This window comes from Peribacillus frigoritolerans, assembly GCF_001636405.1.
Classification (GTDB): domain Bacteria; phylum Bacillota; class Bacilli; order Bacillales; family DSM-1321; genus Peribacillus; species Peribacillus frigoritolerans.
This window is the reverse complement of record NZ_KV440950.1, coordinates 1,771,124-1,793,830: the sequence shown is the minus strand read 5'-3', so window position 1 is coordinate 1,793,830 and position 22,707 is coordinate 1,771,124. Positions and strand designations below refer to the sequence as shown.

The following is a 22,707-nucleotide window of genomic DNA, read 5'->3' as shown; positions in this document are numbered from 1 at the left end:
TTCGATGAAATAAAAAATGATTTTCGAAAAAACTTTTAATTAGCGGTTTTCAATCGGTACATATTTTTGCATACCTGGTCCAACATACTCTGCACGCGGACGGATAAGGCGGTTGTTTGAATATTGCTCAAGGATATGAGCGATCCAGCCTGAAGCACGGCTTACAGCAAAGATTGGTGTAAATAGGTCATGCTCGATGCCTAAACTGTGGTATACGGAAGCAGAATAGAAATCCACATTCGGCGGAAGATTCTTTTGACCGGTTACGATTTCATGAATTTTGATGGACATATCATAATATTGAGGTTGCCCAGTAAGTTCAGTCAGTTTTTGTGACATTTCTTTAAGGTGTTTAGCACGAGGATCACCTTTACGGTATACACGGTGGCCAAAGCCCATGATTTTTTCTTTATTGGCTAATTTTTCGTTGATATATGGCTCAACGTTATCAACTGAACCAATTTCTGTAAGCATTTTCATGACTTGTTCGTTAGCTCCGCCGTGAAGTGGGCCTTTTAAAGCGCCGATGGCAGCAGTTACACCAGAATAGATATCAGCTAATGTAGCCACACAAACGCGTGCAGTGAATGTAGAAGCGTTTAATTCATGGTCAGCATGAAGAACCAATGCCTTGTTGAATGCTTCTTCTTCGATTGCCGTTGGTTCATTACCGCTTAACATATATAAGAAGTTAGCAGCAAAGCTTAAATCTGTACGTGGAGCAACAGCTTCTTTCCCTTGACGGACGCGAGCGAAAGTTGTTACCAATGTAGGGATTTTTGCTTGGATGCGGATTGCTTTACGATAGTTAGCTTCTTCATTCATTACATCTGCTTCTTCATCATAAAGACCAAGAAGAGATACTGCGGTGCGAAGAGCTCCCATTGGATGTACTTTATCAATTGGGTATGTTTTGAAGTGATTAACCACTTCAGCTGGAATTTCAGCATTTTCAGCAAGTTGTTTAGTTAATTCTTCTAGTTGGCTTTTGTTCGGAAGAGCTCCGTGCCATAAAAGATAGATTACTTCCTCGAATGTTGCGTTCGAAGCCAAATCATCGATGTCATAACCTACATACGTTAATGTGTCATCGATAATGGAGCTTACTGATGAAGTTGTTGCTACCACACCTTCAAGACCTTTTGTTGCTGTCATACTAAATCTCTCCTTTTCCTAGATATTCCCCTATGCCCTTGCTATTAGCGTATAAATGTAGCGCTTCCAAGAAATTAGCTATTGTAAACAACCATCTATTTTTTAGCAGAAGACATACATCTTGTATTGGAAGCGTTCACAGAATATGACCCCAACAATAGTAAAATGTACGATAATCTTTAATTAAGAAATTCTAAAAATAATGCTTGTAGCTATTCCTAGTGAGCGCTTGCTCAATAACTACATCTTTTTTTAAGATTCCTCAAAAATATCAATGATATTCTGAATCCCAATTTTAATAAATCAGAGCAGTTACATGATTATTATAAACAATAAACACTTTTTTGGGAATGAAAAGCACTTAAAATGTGAAAAAATTATTATTTTATTAGAAAAATTAGCTACATATTCTCTTGCTTTATTCATGCGTTTAAAATCGTTTTTTCAAAAAAAATGTCTCAAAGCAGAATAAACGAAACATTAAATAGAAAATTTACATTTCCAGTACTGACGGGGTTTTCTCCCTTTAGCCTCTCACTTCATTTAAAAAAATTAAAGATCTGCATGCATAAATAAGCAATTCCTGCCCCGATTAACGGGCCGACAGCCACACCTTTGAATAAGGCAACCGCAAGAATCGTCCCAAATACAAGAGCGGTGGTAATGTGCGGATCATGCGACAGCAGTGTAATCCCATTTTTTGCTATGAGTGCAACGGCTATTCCGGATGCAAGTGCAATCCAGGCATAAGGGGATTTTATCGCGTCTCCTAGTTCCTTGAAACCAATCGCTCCGTTTGCTATGGGAATGAGTACGGAGATCGTGATGATCGTGACACCCAGGTTGATTCCTTTCGCTTCAAGGTATGGAAACACTTTAGCGTCAAGGCCAATCAGTTTCATGCTTAAAAGAAAACCCGCAGCCATGATCAGTGAGGTATTTTTCCCAAACCAACCGATTGCAGCAAGCAGAATTAAAAATACGACAGGACCGTTGATCATTATCCCTTCACCTTCTTCCTTCTTTTTTTTGTTATTTTAACATAACAAACTCCCTTGTTCTTGGGAGAAAAATGATTTAAGGAACGATGCATCTGCAGAAAAAATTCAAAACGAAAGACGAAAGAATCTTTCCTTTCTTTTCCATCATCGTTACAATTATAATACAAACTTAATGGTTGAAGGAGGATATGACTTGAATCCGGTATATATGTATCGTTTCATTCGTTCTTTACTGGTCGTCGGAGGGATAATATTAGGTGGAATTGCCTTGTTTTATTTATCTAAATATACATATCCATTCATCATTGCCATGATCATCGCTTTCTTGATGAATCCCCTGGTCATCTTTTTCGAAAGGAAAGGGCGGCTGCCACGGGGGTTAGCTGTATTCGTTTCCCTTTTACTCATTTTCCTTTTATTTGCGGGTCTTATCACCTTACTGGTCACCGAGATCATTTCAGGGACCAATTACCTTGCCGGAGTCATCCCGAAACACATTGAAACCATCGTGGATTATATAGAAACATACATCGCTACCACCGTCATCCCTTTATATAATCAAATAGCTGCCATGTTCAATAATTTGGATACCGAACAGCAAGACACAATCCTCAAGAATATCCAAAATATCGGTGAATCCATCACGACGGGAGTAAGCGGCTTCATTCAAGCCTTCTTGAAGAACATCCCCACAATCATCGGATGGTTTCCAACTACAGCAACGGCACTCCTTTTTACTTTGCTTGGCACATTCTTCATCAGCAAAGATTGGGATACCTTCGGCCGCATGACCGGAAAAGTGTTGCCTGATAAGATTTTTGCGGGTGCAAAGCGTTTATTCAGGGATTTAAAACGGGCTTTATTCGGATTCATCCGGGCACAATTCACTCTTGTTTCATTGACGACTGTCACGATTTTAATCGGATTTCTCATTTTAGGGGTGAATTATTCAATTACCATTGCCCTGATATGCGGACTGGTCGATATCATTCCCTATTTAGGGACAGGTACGATTTTCATTCCTTGGATCATCTTTGAATTCATTGCCGGGAATACAAGTCTCGCAATCGGTTTGTCCGTCCTTTACATAATCGTCGTTGTCCAGCGTCAGCTAATAGAGCCAAAAGTTCTTTCATCCAGTATTGGTTTGGATCCGCTTGCCACTCTCATCGCCTTGTTCATCGGATTCAAGTTGATCGGTTTCCTAGGTTTGATTGCCGGACCTGTCGTACTTGTCATATTCAATACACTTCAGCGTGCCCATGTCTTCAAGGCCATATGGACTTTCATCATCGGGGATACAAAGAAAACCACTTAAGGTCCTGACTTCCATTAGCATTCACTTTTTCCACTTAAAAATCCGCCTCGGGTACAAGGCGGATTTTTGGTTTTAAACTAGAATTATTTTGACGTCTCGAATTGTTCTGTTTCAGTGGAACCTGCAAGTGCTGTTGTGGATGATGTTCCACCAGAAACGACTTGTGCCACTTCATCAAAGTAACCCGTTCCCACTTCACGCTGATGACGTGTTGCTGTATAGCCATCCGGCTCACTAGCGAATTCCGCTTGTTGAAGTTCAGAGTATGCAGCCATGCCGCGTTCTTTATAACCAAGAGCAAGGTTGAACATGCTATGATTCAATGAATGGAAGCCTGCAAGTGTAACGAATTGGAATTTATAACCCAATTTACCCAATTCCACTTGATAATTGGCAATCTCTTCATCACTTAATTTCGCTTTCCAGTTAAATGATGGGGAACAATTGTAAGCAAGCAATTTTCCCGGGAACTCTGCATGGATGGCCTCGGCAAAGCGGCGAGCATCCGCTAGATTAGGTTCAGAAGTCTCACACCAGATAAGGTCGGCATATGGCGCATAAGCAAGGCCTCTTGCAATGGCTTGGTCAAGACCTGCATTCGTGCGGTAGAATCCTTCTGGAGTCCTTTCACCAGTGATGAATGGTGCATCGACCGGATCAATATCATCCGTGATCAAATCTGCAGCATCAGCATCCGTACGGGCAATCAAAATGGTCGGTGTACCCATTACATCTGCTGCCAATCGGGCGGAAACTAAATTACGCACTGCCGTTTGGGTAGGAAGAAGGACTTTACCGCCTAGGTGACCGCATTTTTTCTCGGAAGAAAGCTGGTCTTCGAAGTGAACGCCAGCCGCTCCAGCTTCGATCATGCCTTTCATTAATTCAAAGACGTTAAGGGAACCGCCAAAACCTGCTTCAGCATCCGCCACGATTGGAGCGAACCAATCGATATCATTCTTCCCTTCAGCAAAGCTGATTTGGTCTGCACGCTGAAGTGTCTGATTAATGCGTTTAACGACTTGCGGCACGGAGTTGGCTGGATATAAACTTTGGTCAGGGTACATTTGCCCTGCGATGTTAGCATCTGCCGCCACTTGCCAGCCGCTTAAGTAGATTGCTTTTAAACCAGCTTTCACCTGCTGCATGGCTTGGTTACCGGTCAATGCTCCTAATGCATTGATGAAATCCTCTGTTTTTAATAGATTCCATAGTTTTTCGGAACCGCGGCGTGCCAATGTTTGTTCAATATCGATGGAACCTCTCAGTTTAATGACTTCCTCGGCCGTATAAGGACGTTTAATACCAGTCCACCGTGAGTCATTTTCCCAGCTTTGTTGTAATTTTTGCGCTCTCTCATTCATCATCATTATTTCCTCCTAATTCATATCATATATTTTGAATATTAAGATAATTTTTCATATGCCGCGTTAGTTAAGAAATCTGCAAAGTCATCCGCTTCAATCAATTGTTCAAATAGTTTAGTAGACTCTTCAAACTTTCCTGATTTGAAAGTTTGTTCCCCTACTTCCGATTTAATGACCGCCAATTCTTCTTCTTTGATTTGATGGAATAATTCCTCGGTTATTTTCCTGCCATCTTCGAGAATGCCTTTTGGATGACGGATCCATTGCCAGACTTGAGCCCTTGAAATTTCAGCGGTTGCAGCATCTTCCATTAAGTTATTGATAGGTGCCGCACCTCTGCCGCATAACCATGAGGCGATATATTGGATGCCTACATTAATATTCGTCCTTAAGCCTGCCTCTGTGATCGTTCCTTCCGGTACAGCCAGCAACTCTTGTGCTGTTACATGGACATCTTCCCGTTTCCGGAAAATTTGATTCGGTTTTGGAACGAGCAGGTCAAAAACCTCTTTTGCCGTGCTTACCATACCTGGGTGGGCAACCCATGTTCCATCATGACCGTCTCTTGCTTCGCGTTCTTTATCTGCCTTAACTTTCGCAAAAGCCTCATCGTTCTTAACCGGGTCATTTTTAACGGGAATTTGTGCGGCCATCCCGCCAATTGCAGGAGCATTACGGCTGTGGCATGTTTTGATCGCCAGTAAGGAATACGCCCTCATGTTCGGGACGGTCATCGTGACCTGCTGCCGATCTGGGAAAATGACATCATCCGAGTTACGGAATTTTTTCAGGAAACTAAAGATATAATCCCAGCGGCCACAGTTCAGGCCTGCCGAATGTTCTTTCAGCTCGTACAGAATTTCGTCCATTTCGAATGCAGCAAGAATTGTTTCTATCAAGACCGTTGCCTTGATGGTTCCTTGCGGGATTCTCAAATCGTTCTGTGCATATACGAAAATTTCATTCCATAATCTTGCTTCGAGATGGCTTTCCATTTTCGGTAAGTAAAAGTATGGACCGCTTTGTTTTTCAACCAATGCTTTTGCGTTGTGGTAAAAGTACAGTCCAAAGTCAAAAATGCTGGCTGATATAGGCTGTCCATCCAAAAGGACATGTTTTTCCTCCAAATGCCAGCCGCGTGGCCTTACCTTTAGCACAGCTGTTCTTTCATTTAATTCATACACTTTGCCATTTGGATTTTTAAATGAAATGGTTCCGCGGATTGCATCGCGCAGATTCAATTGGCCATCGATGCAATTCTCCCAAGTGGGTGAATTGGCATCTTCAAAGTCAGCCATGAATACATTGGCACCTGAGTTCATGGCATTTATGATCATTTTACGATCAACAGGTCCAGTGATTTCAACCCTGCGATCCTGCAAATCATTCGGGAGGGGCGCAATCGTCCAATCACTTGCACGAATATGCTTCGTTTCTTCAAGGAAATCAGGAAGCATGCCTTGATTCAGTTCTTCCTGAACGCTTTTCCGCCGTTCTAGAAGTTCTGCCCTTCTTCCACCGAAATGCCGTTCCATTCTTTCGATGAATTGAAGAGCTTCCGCTGTAAGTATTTGTTCATATCCTGGCTTAATATTGCCTGTAATCTGTAAGCCTTTTGCTTCCGTAATCATATTGCCTCTCCACACCCTTTCCAACTCTTTTATGTTATAATACAGATGTTTTATTTCCTGTTTGTATTATATAACACGTTGTATAAATTTGTCACCAGTTTTTTCTAAAAAATCTAAAAAAAGATTTTTTAGCTTGGAAAAGCCTTATTTACCAATGTTTCCAAGTGATAATCATTTAAAAGTCCTGTTATTATACACATTTCATTCTCGTGGAAATCATCATTCAATGGTGAAACAGGAGCCATTTGTAAAGCAAAAAAGCACCCCATAAAAAACCGGGATGCTTTTGCGGACCTTTTTAAAAAGACCAAAAAGGCTGCCTAAAAGCTTACGCCTATAGACAGCCTTATATTATTTATGCCGAATGATGGTAACTTTCCCTTTATTCATCCTGTTCATGATAAACCGGATAACAATCGGTTTGAGGAGATTCCGGGTTGGCGGAAACACAAGGATCAATCCCATGATATCCGAGATGAGCCCAGGGGAAAGCAACAGTGCAGCTCCGATAAAGATACAGATTCCATCAATGATTTCATTTCCTGGCATCATTCCGTAACGAATCTGTTCCTGTGCCTTTTTCCACGTCTCCATCCCTTGCCGTTTAGCCAAATAAGCTCCAATCAAACCTGTGGCTACAATCAGGAACAGCGTTGGCCAAAAGCCAATCAGATTGCCTGACAGCAAAAGGACAATAATTTCAACGACCGGCATCGCAATGATAAACATTAAAAAATATTTCATCTTCATTCCTCCTGCACAGCCCATTTCTGGTGCGGTACATCCATCTTACCTCATTGGCAAGGAATCAGCCAAAATTTCGTTTTACAGAACGTTTGCATGTCCATCATAAATGACTCCACGACCTGCATCGACCGTTATTCTTTGACCATCCGTGAAAACCTTGGTCGCGTCCTCCGCCCCAACGATGACCGGTATGCCCAATGTGACTCCCACAACAGCTGCATGGCTTGTCAAACCGCCTTCTTCCGTAATCAAAGCCGCACACTTTTCAATTGCCGGCATCATTTCGCGGTCAGAACCGATCGTAACCAATACAGAGCCTTCCTTCACTTTTTCCAAGGCTTCCTTAGCATTCTTAGCGATAACCACTTCACCTTTCGCTGATTTCCTGCCGATTCCTTGAGCCTTCAAAAGAACCTCTCCTAACACATGAATTTTCATCAAGTTAGTCGTACCCGTTTCACCTACAGGCACACCGGCTGTAATGACGACTAAATCCCCATGGGAAACTAAGCCAGAATGAAGGCTTTCATCTATTGCTGTTTGAAGCATTTCATCGGTAGTCGTCGCTTTTGGACCAATCTGCGGATAGACTCCCCAAACCAATGCAAGCCCTCTTGTAACATGATCATTGGATGTAACCGCAATGATCGGTGCTTTAGGGCGGTATTTGGAAATCATCCTTGCCGTATGACCGCTTTCTGTAGGGGTGATGATTGCCCCTGCATTAAGATTAAGCGCAGTGTGGGCAACGGATTGACCAATGGCATCCGTGACATTATGACGGTTCACTTTGCTTCTGACTGATAATATATCCCGATAATCAAGGGCAGTTTCAGCACGTGAAGCAATGTTATGCATCGTTTGCACCGCTTCGACAGGATAGGTTCCAGCAGCTGTTTCGCCAGAAAGCATGATGGCATCCGTTCCATCAAATATGGCATTGGCCACGTCACTTGCTTCTGCACGGGTCGGCCTTGGATTACGCTGCATCGAATCGAGCATTTGTGTAGCCGTTATGACTGGTTTCCCGGCATTATTACATTTTTTGATCATTTGTTTTTGGACTAATGGCACTTCTTCTGCAGGAATTTCCACTCCCAAGTCTCCACGTGCCACCATCAAGCCATCTGAAACTTCCAAGATCTCATCAAGACGGTCCACGCCCTCTTGATTTTCGATTTTAGGGATGATTTGAATATGTTCCGCACCATTTTGCTGCAATAATTCACTTACTTCAAGCACATCGGAAGCCCTGCGTACAAATGAGGCAGCAATGAAATCGATACCCTGTTCGATCCCAAAAAGGATATCCTGTTCGTCTTTCTCCGTTATGCCCGGCAGATTAACCGAAACTCCTGGAACATTGACGCCTTTTTTGTTCTTAAGTGTGCCGCTATTCAAGATTTTCGTATGGATTTCTTTTCTGACCTCATCAATCTTCAACACTTCAAGCCCGATCAATCCATCATCCAAAAGGATTTTAGATCCTGGGTGAACATCATGCAGAAGCCCTTCATAGGTAATGGAGAATTTTTCAGGTGTTCCCAGGACTTCATTCATGGAAATAATGACTTCGTTGCCGGCTACAAGCTCCATGGAATCATTTTCCATATTATTTGTCCGTATTTCAGGTCCTTTTGTGTCCAACAGGATGGCAACCTGTTTACCTGTTTTTTCGCTCGCTTCTCTGATATTGCGGATTCTAGCTGCGTGTTCTTCATGGTTTCCATGAGAAAAGTTAAGCCGTGCCACATTCATTCCCGCCTCTATTAATTGAACCAGCTTTTCTATACTTTCACTTGCGGGGCCAATCGTACAAACAATCTTGGTTTTACGCATAGTGTCATCCTCCTTTAAGGAAAACTCGCCTCCTGTCCACTTCTTGAAGACAGGGGGCGCAGTGTTTTATGTCTTCTTTTAAATACCCATTACTAAAAGGCGATTCCTATCGGTCAATAAAAATGATTAAATGGATAGCTCAGCGGATAATTCATACATTTTCTTGTCAATTGTATGCGGTTTTGCAAGAGCTTCGATGATATCATAATCAACAAGTTGATTTTGTTCGATCCCGACTGCCCTGCCCCCTTTTCCTTCTAGAAGCAATTCAACGGCTCTTGCCCCAAGACGGCTTGCCAATACCCGGTCATTTGCAGAGGGAGATCCTCCGCGCTGAACATGGCCCAGGACCGTTACACGGGTTTCAATTCCTGCTTTCGCCTCAATACTCCTGGAGATATCAACGGCACTTCCCACACCTTCGGCTACAATGATGATACTGTGCTTTTTCCCACGGTCATGACCGCGGTTCAGCTTCCCAATCAGGTCTTCTATATCATATTCATATTCAGGACAAAGAATCGTTTCAGCTCCGCCAGCCAATCCAGCCCAAAGTGCAATATCGCCGGCATCTCTTCCCATCACTTCAACCACATAAGTCCTCTCATGAGAAGTGGCCGTATCCCGAATTTTATCGATAGCATCGATGACTGTATTCAGGGCAGTATCGAAACCAATAGTAAAGTCCGTACCCGGAATGTCATTATCAATCGTTCCAGGAACCCCGATACAAGGGAAACCCCTTTCCGTTAAAGCTCTCGCCCCGCGGTAAGAACCATCGCCACCAATTATGACAATGCCCTCGATACCATGTTTATTCAATTGTTCAATTGCTTTCAGCTGGCCTTCCTCCGTCTTAAATTCCGGACAGCGAGCCGTATGTAACATCGTGCCGCCTCTATGAATGATATCCCCGACCGACCCAAGTTCAAGCTTTTTTATATTGCCATTTATCAGACCCTGATAGCCATGATAAATACCGAAGACCTCCATTTCATGAAAAATTGCTTTCCGGACAACTGCTCGGACTGCCGCATTCATTCCTGGAGAATCTCCTCCACTTGTCAATACACCTATTCTTTTCATAAATGTCACCTCTCTACAGCACTAATCAATTTTAAGCTTCGCTATATCATTGTACCCTTTTTCAAGCTTCAATAAGCAGTAACTGTTTCACTTATGCATACTTGATGTTATAAGCCTAACCGATTCTCTTCAGAAATTGAAGTAAAATGGTGTGAAACTTTACATTCTACACACAAACCATATTCTTTACTCGTTTCGGTAATGAATTCATATACACGAATGAAAGGATGAAAAAACGTGTTGCCCCAGGCAGCACGTTTTTCCTTTTCCAAAATGTGTTTATGAATGCTGTTCCACTTCCTTAGGTTCGCCCTCAGGTTGTTGTTTTGCAAATTCATATTCACCGATTTTCTTGAATTTCATATAACGCTGGTTGATAAGATCATCACTATTCAATGGCAATAGTTCATTGAATGAACGTTTCAGGATTTCCTTGATGGCTTCTGCCTGTAAATTCGAATCCCGATGGGCGCCGCCCCTCACTTCAGGAATGATTTCATCGATGACTCCTAGGCGGTTTAAGTCGGGAGCCGTGATTTTCATCGTTTCCGCAGCCCTCTTAGCCTGAGAAGCATCCTTCCACAGCAAGGCTGCAGCCCCTTCAGGGGAAATCACGGAATATGTTGAGTTCTCAAGCATGAAAATTCGGTCTCCGACGCCAAGCGCCAATGCACCGCCGCTTCCGCCTTCACCAATGACAATACTGATGACCGGCACCTTCAGCCCTGCCATTTCGAAAAGGTTTTTCGCAATGGCTTCACTTTGCCCGCGCTCTTCAGCAGCTTTACCAGGGAAAGCTCCCTTCGTATCAATGAAACAAATAATCGGCCTGTTGAATTTTTCAGCCTGTTTCATCAAACGCAAAGCTTTTCGATAGCCTTCAGGATGGGGCATGCCGAAGTTACGACGGATGTTTTCCTTCGTATCCTTCCCGCGTTGATGACCGATGACAGTCACGGCAAGTCCATTGAATTCTGCGATTCCAGAAACAATCGCTTCATCATCCCCATAATAACGATCTCCATGAAACTCGATGAAGTCATTGAATAACAGCGGAATGTAATCAAGCGTCGTCGGACGGGCTGGATGCCGGGCAATCTGAACACGATCCCACGGTTTAAGATGGTTGTAGATATCCACTTCCAGCTTCTCTAAACGCTTTTCCAATGTTTCGATTTCTGCTGTAAGGTCTACATCAGCATCCTTCGAGATTGCCTTTAGCTCTTTAATTTTATTTCTCAGGTCCGTAATGGGACGCTCGAACTCTAATTCGTAAATCATAACCACTCACCGCCCGGGGCATGGATTTTAAGGATCGTCGTCAAGGTTTCCTTCATTTCCGTACGTTTGACGACCGCATCCAATTGACCGTGCTTCAACAAGAATTCAGCCGTTTGGAAATCTTCAGGAAGCTCTTCACGAATCGTCTGCTCAATTATTCTTCGTCCCGCAAAACCAATAAGTGCTCCAGGTTCGGCTAGATTAATATCGCCAAGTGACGCGAAACTTGCCGAAACCCCGCCTGTGGTAGGATGGGTCATCATTGATATGATCAGTCCGCCTTCATTGCTGAATATCTTGAGTGCTGCACTTGTCTTTGCCATCTGCATCAAGCTCAAAACACCCTCCTGCATCCGGGCCCCGCCTGATGCCGTAAATATGATGAACGGAATCTTCAATTCACCAGCACGTTCAATGGCACGGGTAATTTTTTCGCCAACAACGGATCCCATGCTTCCCATCCGGAAATTCGAATCCATGATGGCAGTTGAAACTTGGTAGCCATTTATGCTTCCGACTCCTGTGACAACCGCCTCATTAATCTTGGCTTTCTTTCTATCTTTTTCCAGTTTTTCTAAGTAATCCGGAAAATCAAGCGGGTTAACGGATATCATTTCTTTATCAAATTCATTAAAAGTGCCTGCGTCGAATAAAAATTCGATGCGCTCATGGGAAGACATCGGATGATGGTACCCGCAATGCAGACAGACTTTCTTGTTTTTCACCAATTCTTTTGTATACATGATTTTTTTACAGCCGGTGCACTTTGTCATGATTCCTTCTGGTACATCTTGTTTCTCCCGATCTAAAGGAACCGTTGCATATTTCTTCTTAGACTTCGCAAATAGCTCTTTAAGCAAGCTTAATCCTCCCTTTACCACCAATTATCTATTTTATGATACTTGGTACAAACTATATCAGAAATAAAATTAGTATCGTGTAAAAAGGTGTCATTCGCCCTTCGACATATTTCTAATTCTAATAAGATACGTTTCGATGGCTTTTTCTTCATCACGTTCGAGCAAATATGTAAGAAGTGCCAGATAGTCTTCTTTTTTCACATTACCCTGTACCATCTCTGATGTTCTAGCATAGCTGTTGACAATGCGCCAAATTCTTTCCAGCAATCGATTGCGATTCAAAATGGCAATTCTTAAAAAGAAATCATCATCATGAAACATATCCGCTTTGACCCAGGCCATTAATCTTTTGATGTCCTCAGCCGTAGCGAAAAAGGCGACGATCCGCAAACAGTCAATTTCAATCAGCCTTTTCGTCTCAGCCAAATCTTCTTGTACTTTTTTATCTTGCAAAAAAAAGGTTCCCAGAAGCTCGACTAGCTTATGCTCCTGGAAATCCCTGATAAACGTCCCTTCACCACGCCTTGTTTCTATTAAACCTAATAGCTCTAAGGCACGCAATGCTTCACGGACAGAGGAACGCCCAACATTAAAACGATCCGATAACTCCCGTTCTGATGGGATTTTATCTCCCGGCAGGAGGCTGTCCGCTTCAATCATGCTACGTAGGCTCTCAACGACATCGAGATAAATTTTGGATGAAGAAGTACGACCTGCCAAATTAATTATTCCTCACTTTTTCCAATGATCGCTAATTTCTTTGTTTTTTCTTTAATTTCCTCTGGATCTACATTGATTCTAGCTACTCCGGTTTCCATCGCTGCCTTGGCAACAGCAGCCGCAACGGCAGGTGCCACCCTCTCATCAAATGGAGCAGGGATCACGTAGTCTTCGTTCAACTCATGCTCCTGTATTAATCCAGCAATGGCTTTTACTGCAGCAACCTTCATTTTTTCATTGATATGAGTCGCACGTACATCCAAAGCCCCACGGAAAATCCCTGGGAAAGCAAGGACGTTATTGACCTGATTCGGGAAATCCGAACGGCCAGTTCCAACAACCTTGGCACCTGCTGCTTTTGCATCTTCCGGCATGATTTCCGGATCTGGATTAGCCATAGCGAAAATGATCGCATCCCGATTCATCGAAGAAACCATTTCTTTTGTCAATGCACCTGCGGCAGACACTCCTATAAATACATCAGCGTTTTCAATGACAGACTCCAAAGGCCCTGAAACCTTATTTCGATTGGTCACTTTCGCCACTTGTTCTTTTGTATCATTCATACCTGTCGAACGGCCCTCATAAATGGCACCCTTCGTATCACACATGATGATGTCGCGAACTCCATAGCTATAAAGCAATTTAATGATGGCAATGCCCGCAGCGCCTGCGCCATTCGCTACCACTTTAATTTCTGACATTGATTTATTCACCAGTCGTAACGCGTTCACAAGACCGGCAACAGTAACAATGGCTGTACCGTGCTGATCATCATGGAAAACAGGAATATTCATTTCTTTTTTGAGTCGTTCTTCAATTTCAAAACAATTTGGTGCGGCTATGTCTTCTAAGTTCACTCCACCGAAAGTCGGTTCGAGTAATTTAACGGTCTCTACAATTTTGTCCACATCCGTCGTTTTTAAACAAATCGGGAAAGCGTCCACTCCCGCGAAACTTTTAAATAAAACGGCTTTTCCTTCCATGACCGGCATAGCAGCTTCCGGACCGATGTTTCCAAGTCCCAAAACAGCCGTTCCATCAGAAATGACGGCAACCGTATTCCCCTTCATTGTATAGTCATAAACGGTTTCCGGCTTATCGTAAATATCTTTACACGGTTCTGCGACACCAGGAGAATAAGCCAGGCTTAAATCTACTGCGTTCCTAACCGGCACTTTCGAAACTGTTTCTAATTTTCCTTGATTCAAGCGGTGCATATGTAATGCTTCTTCTCTTAATGTCATAGTTTCACTCCTAAAACAAATTGGGTAACCCATTATCTTATATGCTGAAATTATGCTGAAATCTAGTGGTCAGACCACAGCGGCCTGTTTTCAATATAACATAACTATTAAAGTTGTAAAACAGTTATTCTTTCTTGTAAACCACATTCCCTTTTCCCACCAAGTCAAATAATGCCTGCATCAGTCTATCTGTAGGATTGACCCAATCCCAATAAGATAGCTGTACATAGCGGTTTTCCCTCTCGTAAAAAAGCATGACCTTGGTTTCACCGCTATGCTGCATTAAAATTTTTTTTATTTTTTGCAGTGTATCCTTCGTTTGCTTGCCAGCCTCAATTTTCAGGAATATCGTTCCGTTTTTTTCCTCTTTCATCTGCTTCACTTTTTCAAGCGGGTATACATTCCGGATCAGCAGCTGTGTTTTTCCATCCCGCTCTTCCAATGTCCCTTGCAGCATAACGAGTTGTCCATGATTCAAGTCGGCAGAGTGGTTTTTATAAACATTTGGAAAAACGACCGCTTCAATATCCCCCTCTTCATCACTGACGCTCAAGAAAGCCATCACATCGCCCTTTTTTGTCCTTATGGTTTTAACCGACGTAATGTAAGCGCCAAGTAAGACTTTCGATTCCTTTTTATTAATAGCTTCATCTATAGTCAAACAGCCGAAGTGCTGAAAAAGTTCTCTGTAGCTTGTCACAGGATGATTCGATAGATAAAGCCCCAATGCGCTTTTTTCCAACGAGAGTTTGTCCTCGATTGGGATAGGATCGACCCGGTGGTATTTCGGTTTGAGTGAAAACTCGCCATCCGAAAACATATCGAATAGGTCATCATCCGGATTAACCAATTCCGTATGATTGATCGCTACGTCCAGGCTCGCCAACAATGTTGCCCGGTCTTCACCGAATTCATCAAATGCACCTGAATGGACAAGCGCCTCCAACACTTTTCTATTTACGATTTTCCCCGAAACGCGCAAACAGAAATCGAATAAATCAGCGAACTTCTTCTGACGCCTTGCAGCGAAGATATCTTTTAGGACCGTCCCGCCTATCCCTTTTATGGCTCCAAGGCTATAACGGATCCCTTCCTTTTCCGGTAAAAACGGGTAACCGCTCCGGTTAATCGAGGGAGGCAGAACCGCTATCCCTTTCTTTTTTGCTTCTCGGATATATTGCGAAATCTTTTCATCATTCCCGACAACCGATGTCAAAAGTGCTGCCATGAAATATTCCGGATGGTGGGTTTTCAAGTAACCCAGCTGATAAGCGATGAAGCTATACGCCACCGCATGACTTCGGTTGAATCCATAGTTAGCGAAGCGGACAATCAAGGAATAAATCTCATCTGCCGTTTTTTCGGAGTATCCTTGTTTCAATGCGCCGCTCACGAAATGCTGCCGCTCTTGATCCAGAACATCCTTCTTCTTCTTCGAAACGGCACGTCGGAGCAGGTCAGCCTCCCCTAATGAAAACCCGGCTAGGCGGGAGGCGATTTGCATGATTTGTTCTTGATAAACGATGACCCCATATGTAGGCTCGAGGATATCCTTCAAATCCTCGTGAAGGTAATCAATCGAAGCAAGTCCATGTTTCCGCTCGATGAACAGCGGTATATTTTCCATCGGACCTGGACGATATAGGGCATTGACCGCAACGATATCCTCGAATCGGTTCGGTTTCAGCTTGATCAAAACCTTACGGATGCCATCCGATTCAAATTGGAACACCCCGGTTGTTTCGCCTCTGCCTAAAGTGGCCAGCGTCTCGGGATCATCCATCGGAATAAGGGACAAGTCGAGCTTTTTCCCCGTTCCTTTTTTAATGTTATTTAAAATATTATCGATGAGCGTTAAATTGCGGAGTCCAAGAAAATCCATTTTAAGAAGTCCCAGTTCTTCGAGAAGGTCCATTGGATATTGAGTCAGGTGGATGCCGTCATGCCCTCCCTGAATCGGGATATGCCCGGTCAGTGCCTGGTCACTGATGACGACGCCGGCGGCATGTGTCGAAGCATGGCGAGGCAGCCCTTCAAGCAATAACGCGGTTTGAAATAGTTTTTGATTCAGGTCACTCTCATTAACGAATTCCCTAAGCCTTTTCGATTCCTTGAAAGCCTCGGGAAGCGTGATGCCCAGACGGCCTGGAATCATTTTCGATACCGCTTCCTGTTCCTTTGAATTCAGGCCGAAAACACGTCCTGTGTCCCTTAACGCAGCCTTGGCAGCCAATGTTCCGAATGTAATGATCTGTGCTACATGAAGTTCCCCGTACTTCTTCGCGACATAGGCAATCACTTCTTCACGGCGGTTATCCGGAAAGTCAATGTCGATATCCGGCATCGAGACACGTTCCGGATTCAGGAAACGCTCGAACAGCAAGGAATGTTCGATTGGATCGACATCCGTGATCGACAGCACATAAGCGACCATCGACCCTGCGGCCGACCCCCTTCCTGGACCAGTCAGGATTTGATGGTCCTTAGCGAATTTCATGAAGTCCCAAACGATTAAAAAGTAATCGCTGAATTTCATCTTGGTGATGATATCCAATTCATATCGCAGGCGCTCTTCATATTGAATGGATGGCTCCGGCACTCTTTTCTTCAGCCCTTGGAAGCAGATGGCTTCGAGCATTTCCTCGGCTGTGGCTCCATCCTCAGTAGGGTACTTAGGCAGAAGTGAACGATGAAATGGAATGTCCAGATTGCATTGCGCGGCAATATGCAGGGTATTTTCGAGTGCATCCGGTCTGTCATGGAATAGTTCTGCCATCTGAGACCGGCTTTTCAAATAAAATTGATCGGATTCAAGAACCGTATGCGTCTCATCCGCCAGCTTGTCGCCATTTCCGATTGCCAATAAGACTTCATGAGCGAGTGCATCGCTTTCGTTCAAATAATAAACTGGATTCGTCGCGACAATCTTTATCTCTAAATCTCTCGCCAACTGACTTATGGCTTCGTTACCTTTTTCCTCATCCGCAATCGACAGTCTCTGTATGGATACATAAAAGTTATCCTGACCAAAAATTTGCAGAAATCGCCCTGCTGCCTGTTTGGCTTCTTCAGGGTTTTCTTCTCTCAATAGCGTTTCTATTTGCCCCTCTGCACCTGGTGTGATTGCAATCAAGCCCCCGGAATAGGCTTTAAGCCAATTCATTGGAATGCCTGACGGGGATTTCGTTTTTATGGCACTGCTTATTTTAAGCAGGTTTTGATATCCTTGCAGATTCTTTGCCAATAAAAGAAGTCCATGTGGCGATTCCCGTTCATCAAGGACATCCGCAAGTATGCCGATGATCGGCTTTATGCCCTGCTTCTTGCATTCTTTATAAAAATAGACCGAACCGTACATAACATTTCGATCGGTTAAGGCAAGACTTGTACAGCCATCCGCTTTCGCTTTGGCCACAAGTTCAGTGATCTTCACCGTACTTGTCAGCAGGCTGTATCCGCTCTGAATATGGAGATGAGTATACACGTTTTTTTCTCCCACCTTTGTAAGGCATGTTTCTTTTCATTATAGTGTTTATTTCAAAAAAAGAAAATATGTTCTCATTACCAATGCAATTTAACCTCCTGATTTCCCGCGACTATCATAATACCTCTGAACATCCCATATAAATGAAATAGAAGAATATCAAGCAAAAAAGGATGATGATATATGAATGAAGCCTTTGTTCCAGCCTTCCTCAACAGCTTTTTCATATCGCTTGGCGTATTGCTTGGCGGCTCGATAATCGGGGGCCTCGCCGCGTTTTTTACTGGACAAGCCCCGATGACGACTGTATTCCGGCTGTCGGACAGCCTTCGTATTTGGGCGATTGTCGCTGCGATCGGGGGAACTTTTGATATGGTCTATAATTTCGAACGCGGTATTTTCCACGGGGAAACGAAGGATATAGTCAAGCAGGTCCTTTTGATACTATCTGCACTTGGAGGGGCACAGACAGGAGCACTGATCATCAACTGGTTCACGCAGGAGCATATTTCACCATGAGGATTCCTCCCTATCACCGGACTCCCACCTGGCAGCGGTTTTTTGCCGGGGCCGCACTTGGCGGATTGATCAGCTGGGTGATTTTCTTTTATATGCATGGCGTCCAGCAAGAGAAGCAGATCCGGACCCTTCACGAACAAAGAGAAGAAATCAAGGATTTAAACGGGAAAATCGCAATTTGGGAGCAGGATTATAAAAAATTGAACGAGAAAAACGAGGAAATCCTGACGATTCAGGAAGTGGAAGTAACGATCACGAATGAAAAATACAGTCTGGATCAGTTGAGTATTGCAGAAGCGGAGGATGTGATTGAGGACGACCTATCCTCTCTTCTCGCCAAAGATGTCGCCAGTGTCTATGACGGTAAGGTGCTGTTGAAAAAATCGATTGAAAATAAGATCATGACCATCAATAAAAAGCGCTATCGACTTGAAGTCGTTGAAATCATGTTTTATACGAAAATGAATATAGAAATCAAACTAAAAAGGACTACTTCTTAAGGATGGGTGAATATCCACCGAATTTAAAAGACCAAATCATTTTTGATTTGGTCTTTAAGTTTTATCATTCCGCTTTATTCAACTCTTCCATGTCGGCAAGGATATTATCCACTTCATCCCAAGAATAGATCGAAGCCCCTGCTGCAAACGGGTGGCCTCCGCCGTTATATTTACGGGCAATCGTATTGATGACCGGTCCTTTAGAACGGAAACGAACCCTGATTTCTTGATCCTCTTCAATGAAAAAGACCCATGACTTAACATTTTTAATCGAACCTAGCGAGGAAACGAGCTGCGATGCCTCAGATGTGGAAGCATTGAATTTTTCAAGTATATCTTTCGTGATGATCATTTTCCCCGTTCCATATGGAAGGATTTCAAAATGCTGCAGCACATATCCATTCAACCGGACTATGCTTTCTTCGACGTCATACATCTCCTGATATAACTGCGGGCGGGAGAACGAATAGTGAATCAATTCACTGGCATAGGCAAATGTCTTTTCAGTCGTGCTTTGGAATAGGAAACGACCTGTATCGCCAACAATGCCTGCATATAGAAGGCGTGCCGCTTCATCACTCATCTTCAAGCCTTGCTCTTTACCGAACTGGTAAAACTCGTAAATCATTTCACTTGTGGAACTTGCCGATGTGTCGACCCAACGCATATCCCCATATGGATCTTCATTAGGATGATGATCGATCTTAATCAGTTTATCCCCCGTAGTGTAACGTGCATCACAAATCCGGTCCGTATTTGCGGTATCACAAACGATGACCAAGGCACCTTGATATGTTTCATCCGAAATCACATCGAGCCTCCTTAAATAATTCAATGACGGTTCTTCTTTCCCGACCGTATAAATTCGCTTTTCGGGGAAAGATGCTTTCAGGATTTCCGCCAATCCCCCCTGTGAACCATAAGCGTCCGGATCTGGACGGACATGACGATGGAGAATGATAGTATCATAACGCTTTATATCTGCTAATATTTCAGCTTTCATATTGATCTCCCCTTAACATATGTATTATCGAGCCTTATAAAGATGATATATTTCATTTAATCAAAAAATTGCGGAAATAGGAAGACTCATCTTGTTTACTGTGGCATTCTCTTTCATTTCCCGCTACAATAAAAAGGTACATATGTTAAATTGGGGGAATTTCAAACGATGCCTATTCTTGTCACCTTGATCGTTCTTTCACTAGGGGTCTATCTGTTTTATAAAATCAAATCGGTCCGAACCAGAATGCCGATGGAGAAAAAGTGGATTTCAGGGAAGTCTTCCATTGCCCTCGGTGCGTTTGTCGCACTATTCGGAATCAATCAGCTTTTTCTATTCCACACGACTATCACTTATATCATTGCCGCCGTTTTCATCTTCGTTGGCTTATTCAGTATTTGGGGAGGCTATAAAATGTATAAATTTTATTTGCCGCATGCAATCGAAGAAGCTGCAAATCAAAAAGGATAATCGAATTTCGATTATCCTTTTTATTTTTCATGATCGGTCCAGCAATTGACAAGTCAACATCGCCTTGCCGACAAGTTTGCCTTGGTTAAACACCTCGACATCGACTTTTCCGAATTTACGTCCTACATCAAGGACACGGGGATGGATTTCAAGCGTACTGTCGATCTGGACTGGCTTGATGAAGTAGATCGTCATGTTTTCCACGACCAAGTCACCGCGCTTATAGCTTCTAAGTGCTCGATTTGCCGAGTCGGTGACCAATGTCGTGAACACACCGCTTGAAATGGTACCAAGGTAATTGGTCATCTGCGGGGTGACGCCATAGTTATACACTTCCTCGCCCTTGCCGCGATTCGAAGTCATCACAAGCTGGCTGGTGATCGTATCGTCGATCGTTTCGCCGACCTGAGGCTGCCTTTGACTCATTTGCAATGCCTTCAGCACATCCTGCCTGCTCACGATACCCTTTAGGATATGACTGTCATTCACGACCGGGATTAACTCGATCCCTTCCCAAACCATCATATGTGCAGAAGATGCCACACTCATTTTATCGCCTACGGTCATCGGGTTTTTCGTCATCACCTTATCGATGAGCGTCATCTCTTCCTGTCCGATGATATCTTTTGATGTGACCATTCCTTGAACCTTCATATTGTCATCGACAACAGGGAAACGGCTATGCCCCGATTCCTGATTCAGTTCATGCCAGGTCTGAACCCGGTCACCCACTGTCAAAAAGGTCGTTTCCTGTACGGGTGTCAAAATATCCTCCACCAGCAAGATTTCCTTTTTGATCAATTGGTCATAAATCGCCCGATTGATCATCGTTGCGACGGTAAACGTATCGTAACTCGTTGAGATGACAGGCATCTCCAATTCATCGGCTAACCTTTTAACGGGCTCTTCAGTATCGAATCCCCCAGTGATCAGCACCGCTGCACCCGCTTTTAACGCGTGCTCATGGGCCTGTGTACGGTTCCCGACGATCAGCAGGTTTCCTGCCCCCGTATATCTCATCATGGCATCCAGCTTCATCGCCCCGATGACGAATTTATTTAATGTCTTATGAAGTCCCGTTTTCCCTCCAAGAACTTGTCCGTCAACAATATTGACTACCTCTGCAAAAGTGAGCTTTTCAATATTCTCTTTTTTCTTTTTCTCAATGCGGATCGTGCCTACCCGCTCAATCGAGCTCACGTAGCCCTGGTTCTCCGCCTCTTTAATTGCCCGGTATGCCGTACCTTCACTAACATTCAATGCTTTCGCTATTTGACGGACGGAAATCTTTTCGCCGACAGGGAGCCCATCGATATGTTTCAATATTTGTTCATGCTTTGTAGCCAAGCGCTTCACCCTTTTCACGGTATTCCTATTCTCCATTATAAGGTCAAAGAGCCTAGTTTATCAAACAACTACTAGTATTGGCGCAACCTTTTGTATTCCGGCTGTCGTTTTACCTTTTGTTTCTTAGGAGAATATAGTATGCCCGTCAAGTTTCCAGCTACCGCCAACAATGCAAACAACAGCCAGGATCCAGCAAACAGACCCTCCAGACCGCCACTTTCCAACGACAAGCGCGGCACGGCATAATACAGCATCACACCGCATAAAAGCAAACATAGTAATAACCTCTGTTTCATCCAATCCCCCCTTTTTTTTCATCTATTCATTTTATGCCTGTGAAAGGAAAAAAGACTTGGCTGCTGAGCGAGAGTTTACTTTCAGATAGATTCACTTTGAATGGATTCTTTTTTTCATAAAAGAGGGGTTCATTTACTCGATATACATAAGGAGGGATTAGTTTTGTTAAACATATCCATTCAATAATAGTTGCTTTGAGCGACCTAACTATAGATGGATGTTCCGAAGCTGGTACTAAAGCGGCAGTCAATGGAGAGGAAAATGATTCTAAACAGACAGATAATAAAGAAGTGTCAGAAATAAAAATGAAGTTTAGAAAAGAAACTCACTGTACGAGGTAGTTTGCAAGGAAAACAGGAAGCAGTAGTATTGGTAAATCACCAATCATCACTTGGTCCACAGCGGTGCAGACAAACGCACCAACAACCATGACTTTCCCATGCATTAGATTTTGGAAACTGGACGCCATCTCGATTGAGATGTACGGAAGTGTATATGTAAAATAATGAATTTGACTTATTTTCCTAAAGTTCTCCTTTTCTAATAAAAAACAAAAAGTCTTTAGTAAAGGCGGATATAAATTGTTAAGTCTTAATCGAGAAAGAAACAGTCAACTTACAAACCTTCCAAAACTGAGGGCAATTGGGTTTCTCTCTTAGATTTAATGCAGAGTTGATTGGAGCGGGTGTGCGAGACTCCTGCGGGAATGCGAGTCCAAGGGAGACCCCGCAGGAGTCTCCCGGACCGCCCGCGGAAAGCGAGTGCCTGCAATGGAAAGAAACGGTCAAATTTTACAACCCTAAAAAAACTGTCGACACACTCCATTATCATCGA

General features: G+C 43.4%; 19 protein-coding genes. 4 read left to right on the top strand and 15 right to left on the bottom strand.

Translation table 11 applies throughout. The features are described from left to right. Positions 1 to 39 precede the first annotated feature (39 nt). Together citZ and A6755_RS08805 are read right to left on the bottom strand one after the other, a co-directional pair. Positions 40 to 1,155 carry a citrate synthase gene (gene citZ, locus A6755_RS08810; RefSeq protein WP_034309109.1) on the bottom strand — a complete coding sequence of 372 codons (1,116 nt, stop codon included), beginning with the start codon at positions 1,153 to 1,155 and terminating at the stop codon, positions 40 to 42. A 539-nt stretch (positions 1,156 to 1,694) separates the two neighbouring features. Beyond that, positions 1,695 to 2,156, bottom strand: coding sequence for a DUF441 domain-containing protein (locus A6755_RS08805; RefSeq protein WP_034309113.1), 462 nt, complete (start codon positions 2,154 to 2,156; stop codon positions 1,695 to 1,697). 193 nt (positions 2,157 to 2,349) lie between these two features. Here A6755_RS08805 and ytvI point away from each other — a divergent pair, with 193 nt between their 5' ends. Further along, positions 2,350 to 3,474: a sporulation integral membrane protein YtvI gene (ytvI, locus tag A6755_RS08800; RefSeq protein ID WP_063575499.1), complete on the top strand. Its 1,125-nt coding sequence runs from the start codon at positions 2,350 to 2,352 to the stop codon at positions 3,472 to 3,474. 83 nt (positions 3,475 to 3,557) lie between these two features. Here ytvI and aceA read toward each other — a convergent pair whose 3' ends face one another. The 10 genes from aceA to dnaE all read right to left on the bottom strand — a co-directional run bounded on the left by aceA (position 3,558) and on the right by dnaE (position 17,736). After that, positions 3,558 to 4,841 carry an isocitrate lyase gene (gene aceA / locus A6755_RS08795; protein WP_034309118.1) on the bottom strand — a complete coding sequence of 428 codons (1,284 nt, stop codon included), beginning with the start codon at positions 4,839 to 4,841 and terminating at the stop codon, positions 3,558 to 3,560. Positions 4,842 to 4,879: 38 nt separating this feature from the next. After that, entirely contained in the window at positions 4,880 to 6,472 is a 1,593-nt protein-coding gene (gene aceB, locus A6755_RS08790) for a malate synthase A (RefSeq protein WP_063590457.1), read from the bottom strand. 351 nt (positions 6,473 to 6,823) lie between these two features. Further along, on the bottom strand, positions 6,824 to 7,216 hold the full coding sequence (locus A6755_RS08785) for an FxsA family protein (protein ID WP_034309123.1): 393 nt from the start codon (positions 7,214 to 7,216) through the stop codon (positions 6,824 to 6,826). Between the two features lie 81 nt (positions 7,217 to 7,297). Beyond that, entirely contained in the window at positions 7,298 to 9,058 is a 1,761-nt protein-coding gene (gene pyk, locus A6755_RS08780; protein WP_063590456.1) for a pyruvate kinase, read from the bottom strand. A 126-nt stretch (positions 9,059 to 9,184) separates the two neighbouring features. Then, positions 9,185 to 10,144, bottom strand: coding sequence for a 6-phosphofructokinase (gene pfkA / locus A6755_RS08775; protein ID WP_034309127.1), 960 nt, complete (start codon positions 10,142 to 10,144; stop codon positions 9,185 to 9,187). Between the two features lie 279 nt (positions 10,145 to 10,423). Further along, positions 10,424 to 11,425, bottom strand: coding sequence for an acetyl-CoA carboxylase carboxyl transferase subunit alpha (gene accA, locus A6755_RS08770; protein WP_034309128.1), 1,002 nt, complete (start codon positions 11,423 to 11,425; stop codon positions 10,424 to 10,426). Continuing rightward, positions 11,422 to 12,285 carry an acetyl-CoA carboxylase, carboxyltransferase subunit beta gene (gene accD / locus A6755_RS08765; protein ID WP_034309130.1) on the bottom strand — a complete coding sequence of 288 codons (864 nt, stop codon included), beginning with the start codon at positions 12,283 to 12,285 and terminating at the stop codon, positions 11,422 to 11,424. The genes accA and accD overlap by 4 nt, the downstream gene beginning before the upstream one ends. A gap of 90 nt (positions 12,286 to 12,375) precedes the next feature. Beyond that, positions 12,376 to 13,005, bottom strand: coding sequence for a FadR/GntR family transcriptional regulator (locus A6755_RS08760; protein WP_096337904.1), 630 nt, complete (start codon positions 13,003 to 13,005; stop codon positions 12,376 to 12,378). Between the two features lie 5 nt (positions 13,006 to 13,010). After that, the gene (gene ystJ, locus A6755_RS08755; protein WP_034309132.1) at positions 13,011 to 14,252 is read right to left on the bottom strand and encodes an NADP-dependent malic enzyme; all 1,242 of its coding nucleotides are present in this window, start codon (positions 14,250 to 14,252) and stop codon (positions 13,011 to 13,013) included. 124 nt (positions 14,253 to 14,376) lie between these two features. Further along, on the bottom strand, positions 14,377 to 17,736 hold the full coding sequence (gene dnaE / locus A6755_RS08750) for a DNA polymerase III subunit alpha (protein ID WP_063590455.1): 3,360 nt from the start codon (positions 17,734 to 17,736) through the stop codon (positions 14,377 to 14,379). 183 nt (positions 17,737 to 17,919) lie between these two features. Between dnaE and ytrH the strand changes: the two genes are divergently transcribed. Both ytrH and ytrI read left to right on the top strand, forming a co-directional pair. Beyond that, positions 17,920 to 18,255 carry a sporulation membrane protein YtrH gene (gene ytrH, locus A6755_RS08745; RefSeq protein ID WP_034309135.1) on the top strand — a complete coding sequence of 112 codons (336 nt, stop codon included), beginning with the start codon at positions 17,920 to 17,922 and terminating at the stop codon, positions 18,253 to 18,255. Continuing rightward, positions 18,252 to 18,755: a sporulation membrane protein YtrI gene (gene ytrI, locus A6755_RS08740; RefSeq protein WP_034309138.1), complete on the top strand. Its 504-nt coding sequence runs from the start codon at positions 18,252 to 18,254 to the stop codon at positions 18,753 to 18,755. The genes ytrH and ytrI overlap by 4 nt, the downstream gene beginning before the upstream one ends. 64 nt (positions 18,756 to 18,819) lie before the next feature. Here ytrI and A6755_RS08735 read toward each other — a convergent pair whose 3' ends face one another. Then, positions 18,820 to 19,758 (bottom strand): DHH family phosphoesterase, encoded by a 939-nt coding sequence (locus tag A6755_RS08735; protein ID WP_034309141.1) that lies wholly within the window; start codon positions 19,756 to 19,758, stop codon positions 18,820 to 18,822. 168 nt (positions 19,759 to 19,926) lie between these two features. Between A6755_RS08735 and A6755_RS08730 the strand changes: the two genes are divergently transcribed. Next, positions 19,927 to 20,229 carry a YtpI family protein gene (locus tag A6755_RS08730; protein ID WP_034309143.1) on the top strand — a complete coding sequence of 101 codons (303 nt, stop codon included), beginning with the start codon at positions 19,927 to 19,929 and terminating at the stop codon, positions 20,227 to 20,229. A 27-nt stretch (positions 20,230 to 20,256) separates the two neighbouring features. Here the strand turns inward: A6755_RS08730 and A6755_RS08725 are convergent, their stop codons facing one another. After that, positions 20,257 to 21,576, bottom strand: coding sequence for a DRTGG domain-containing protein (locus tag A6755_RS08725; protein WP_034311452.1), 1,320 nt, complete (start codon positions 21,574 to 21,576; stop codon positions 20,257 to 20,259). A gap of 71 nt (positions 21,577 to 21,647) precedes the next feature. Further along, positions 21,648 to 21,872, bottom strand: a complete 225-nt coding sequence (locus A6755_RS08720) for a hypothetical protein (RefSeq protein WP_034309145.1) — start codon at positions 21,870 to 21,872, stop codon at positions 21,648 to 21,650. Positions 21,873 to 22,707 lie beyond the last annotated feature (835 nt).

Coding starts and splice junctions, on each gene's coding strand:
- accA (WP_034309128.1), bottom strand. CDS start 11,425: ATGATTTACGAATTAGAGTTCGAGCGTCCCATTACGGACCTGAGAAAT.
- aceA (WP_034309118.1), bottom strand. CDS start 4,841: ATGATGAATGAGAGAGCGCAAAAATTACAACAAAGCTGGGAAAATGAC.
- aceB (WP_063590457.1), bottom strand. CDS start 6,472: ATGATTACGGAAGCAAAAGGCTTACAGATTACAGGCAATATTAAGCCA.
- pfkA (WP_034309127.1), bottom strand. CDS start 10,144: ATGAAAAGAATAGGTGTATTGACAAGTGGAGGAGATTCTCCAGGAATG.
- A6755_RS08735 (WP_034309141.1), bottom strand. CDS start 19,758: ATGAAAGCTGAAATATTAGCAGATATAAAGCGTTATGATACTATCATT.
- ystJ (WP_034309132.1), bottom strand. CDS start 14,252: ATGACATTAAGAGAAGAAGCATTACATATGCACCGCTTGAATCAAGGA.
- A6755_RS08720 (WP_034309145.1), bottom strand. CDS start 21,872: ATGAAACAGAGGTTATTACTATGTTTGCTTTTATGCGGTGTGATGCTG.
- A6755_RS08730 (WP_034309143.1), top strand. CDS start 19,927: ATGCCTATTCTTGTCACCTTGATCGTTCTTTCACTAGGGGTCTATCTG.
- citZ (WP_034309109.1), bottom strand. CDS start 1,155: ATGACAGCAACAAAAGGTCTTGAAGGTGTGGTAGCAACAACTTCATCA.
- ytrH (WP_034309135.1), top strand. CDS start 17,920: ATGAATGAAGCCTTTGTTCCAGCCTTCCTCAACAGCTTTTTCATATCG.
- A6755_RS08785 (WP_034309123.1), bottom strand. CDS start 7,216: ATGAAATATTTTTTAATGTTTATCATTGCGATGCCGGTCGTTGAAATT.
- A6755_RS08805 (WP_034309113.1), bottom strand. CDS start 2,156: ATGATCAACGGTCCTGTCGTATTTTTAATTCTGCTTGCTGCAATCGGT.
- pyk (WP_063590456.1), bottom strand. CDS start 9,058: ATGCGTAAAACCAAGATTGTTTGTACGATTGGCCCCGCAAGTGAAAGT.
- ytrI (WP_034309138.1), top strand. CDS start 18,252: ATGAGGATTCCTCCCTATCACCGGACTCCCACCTGGCAGCGGTTTTTT.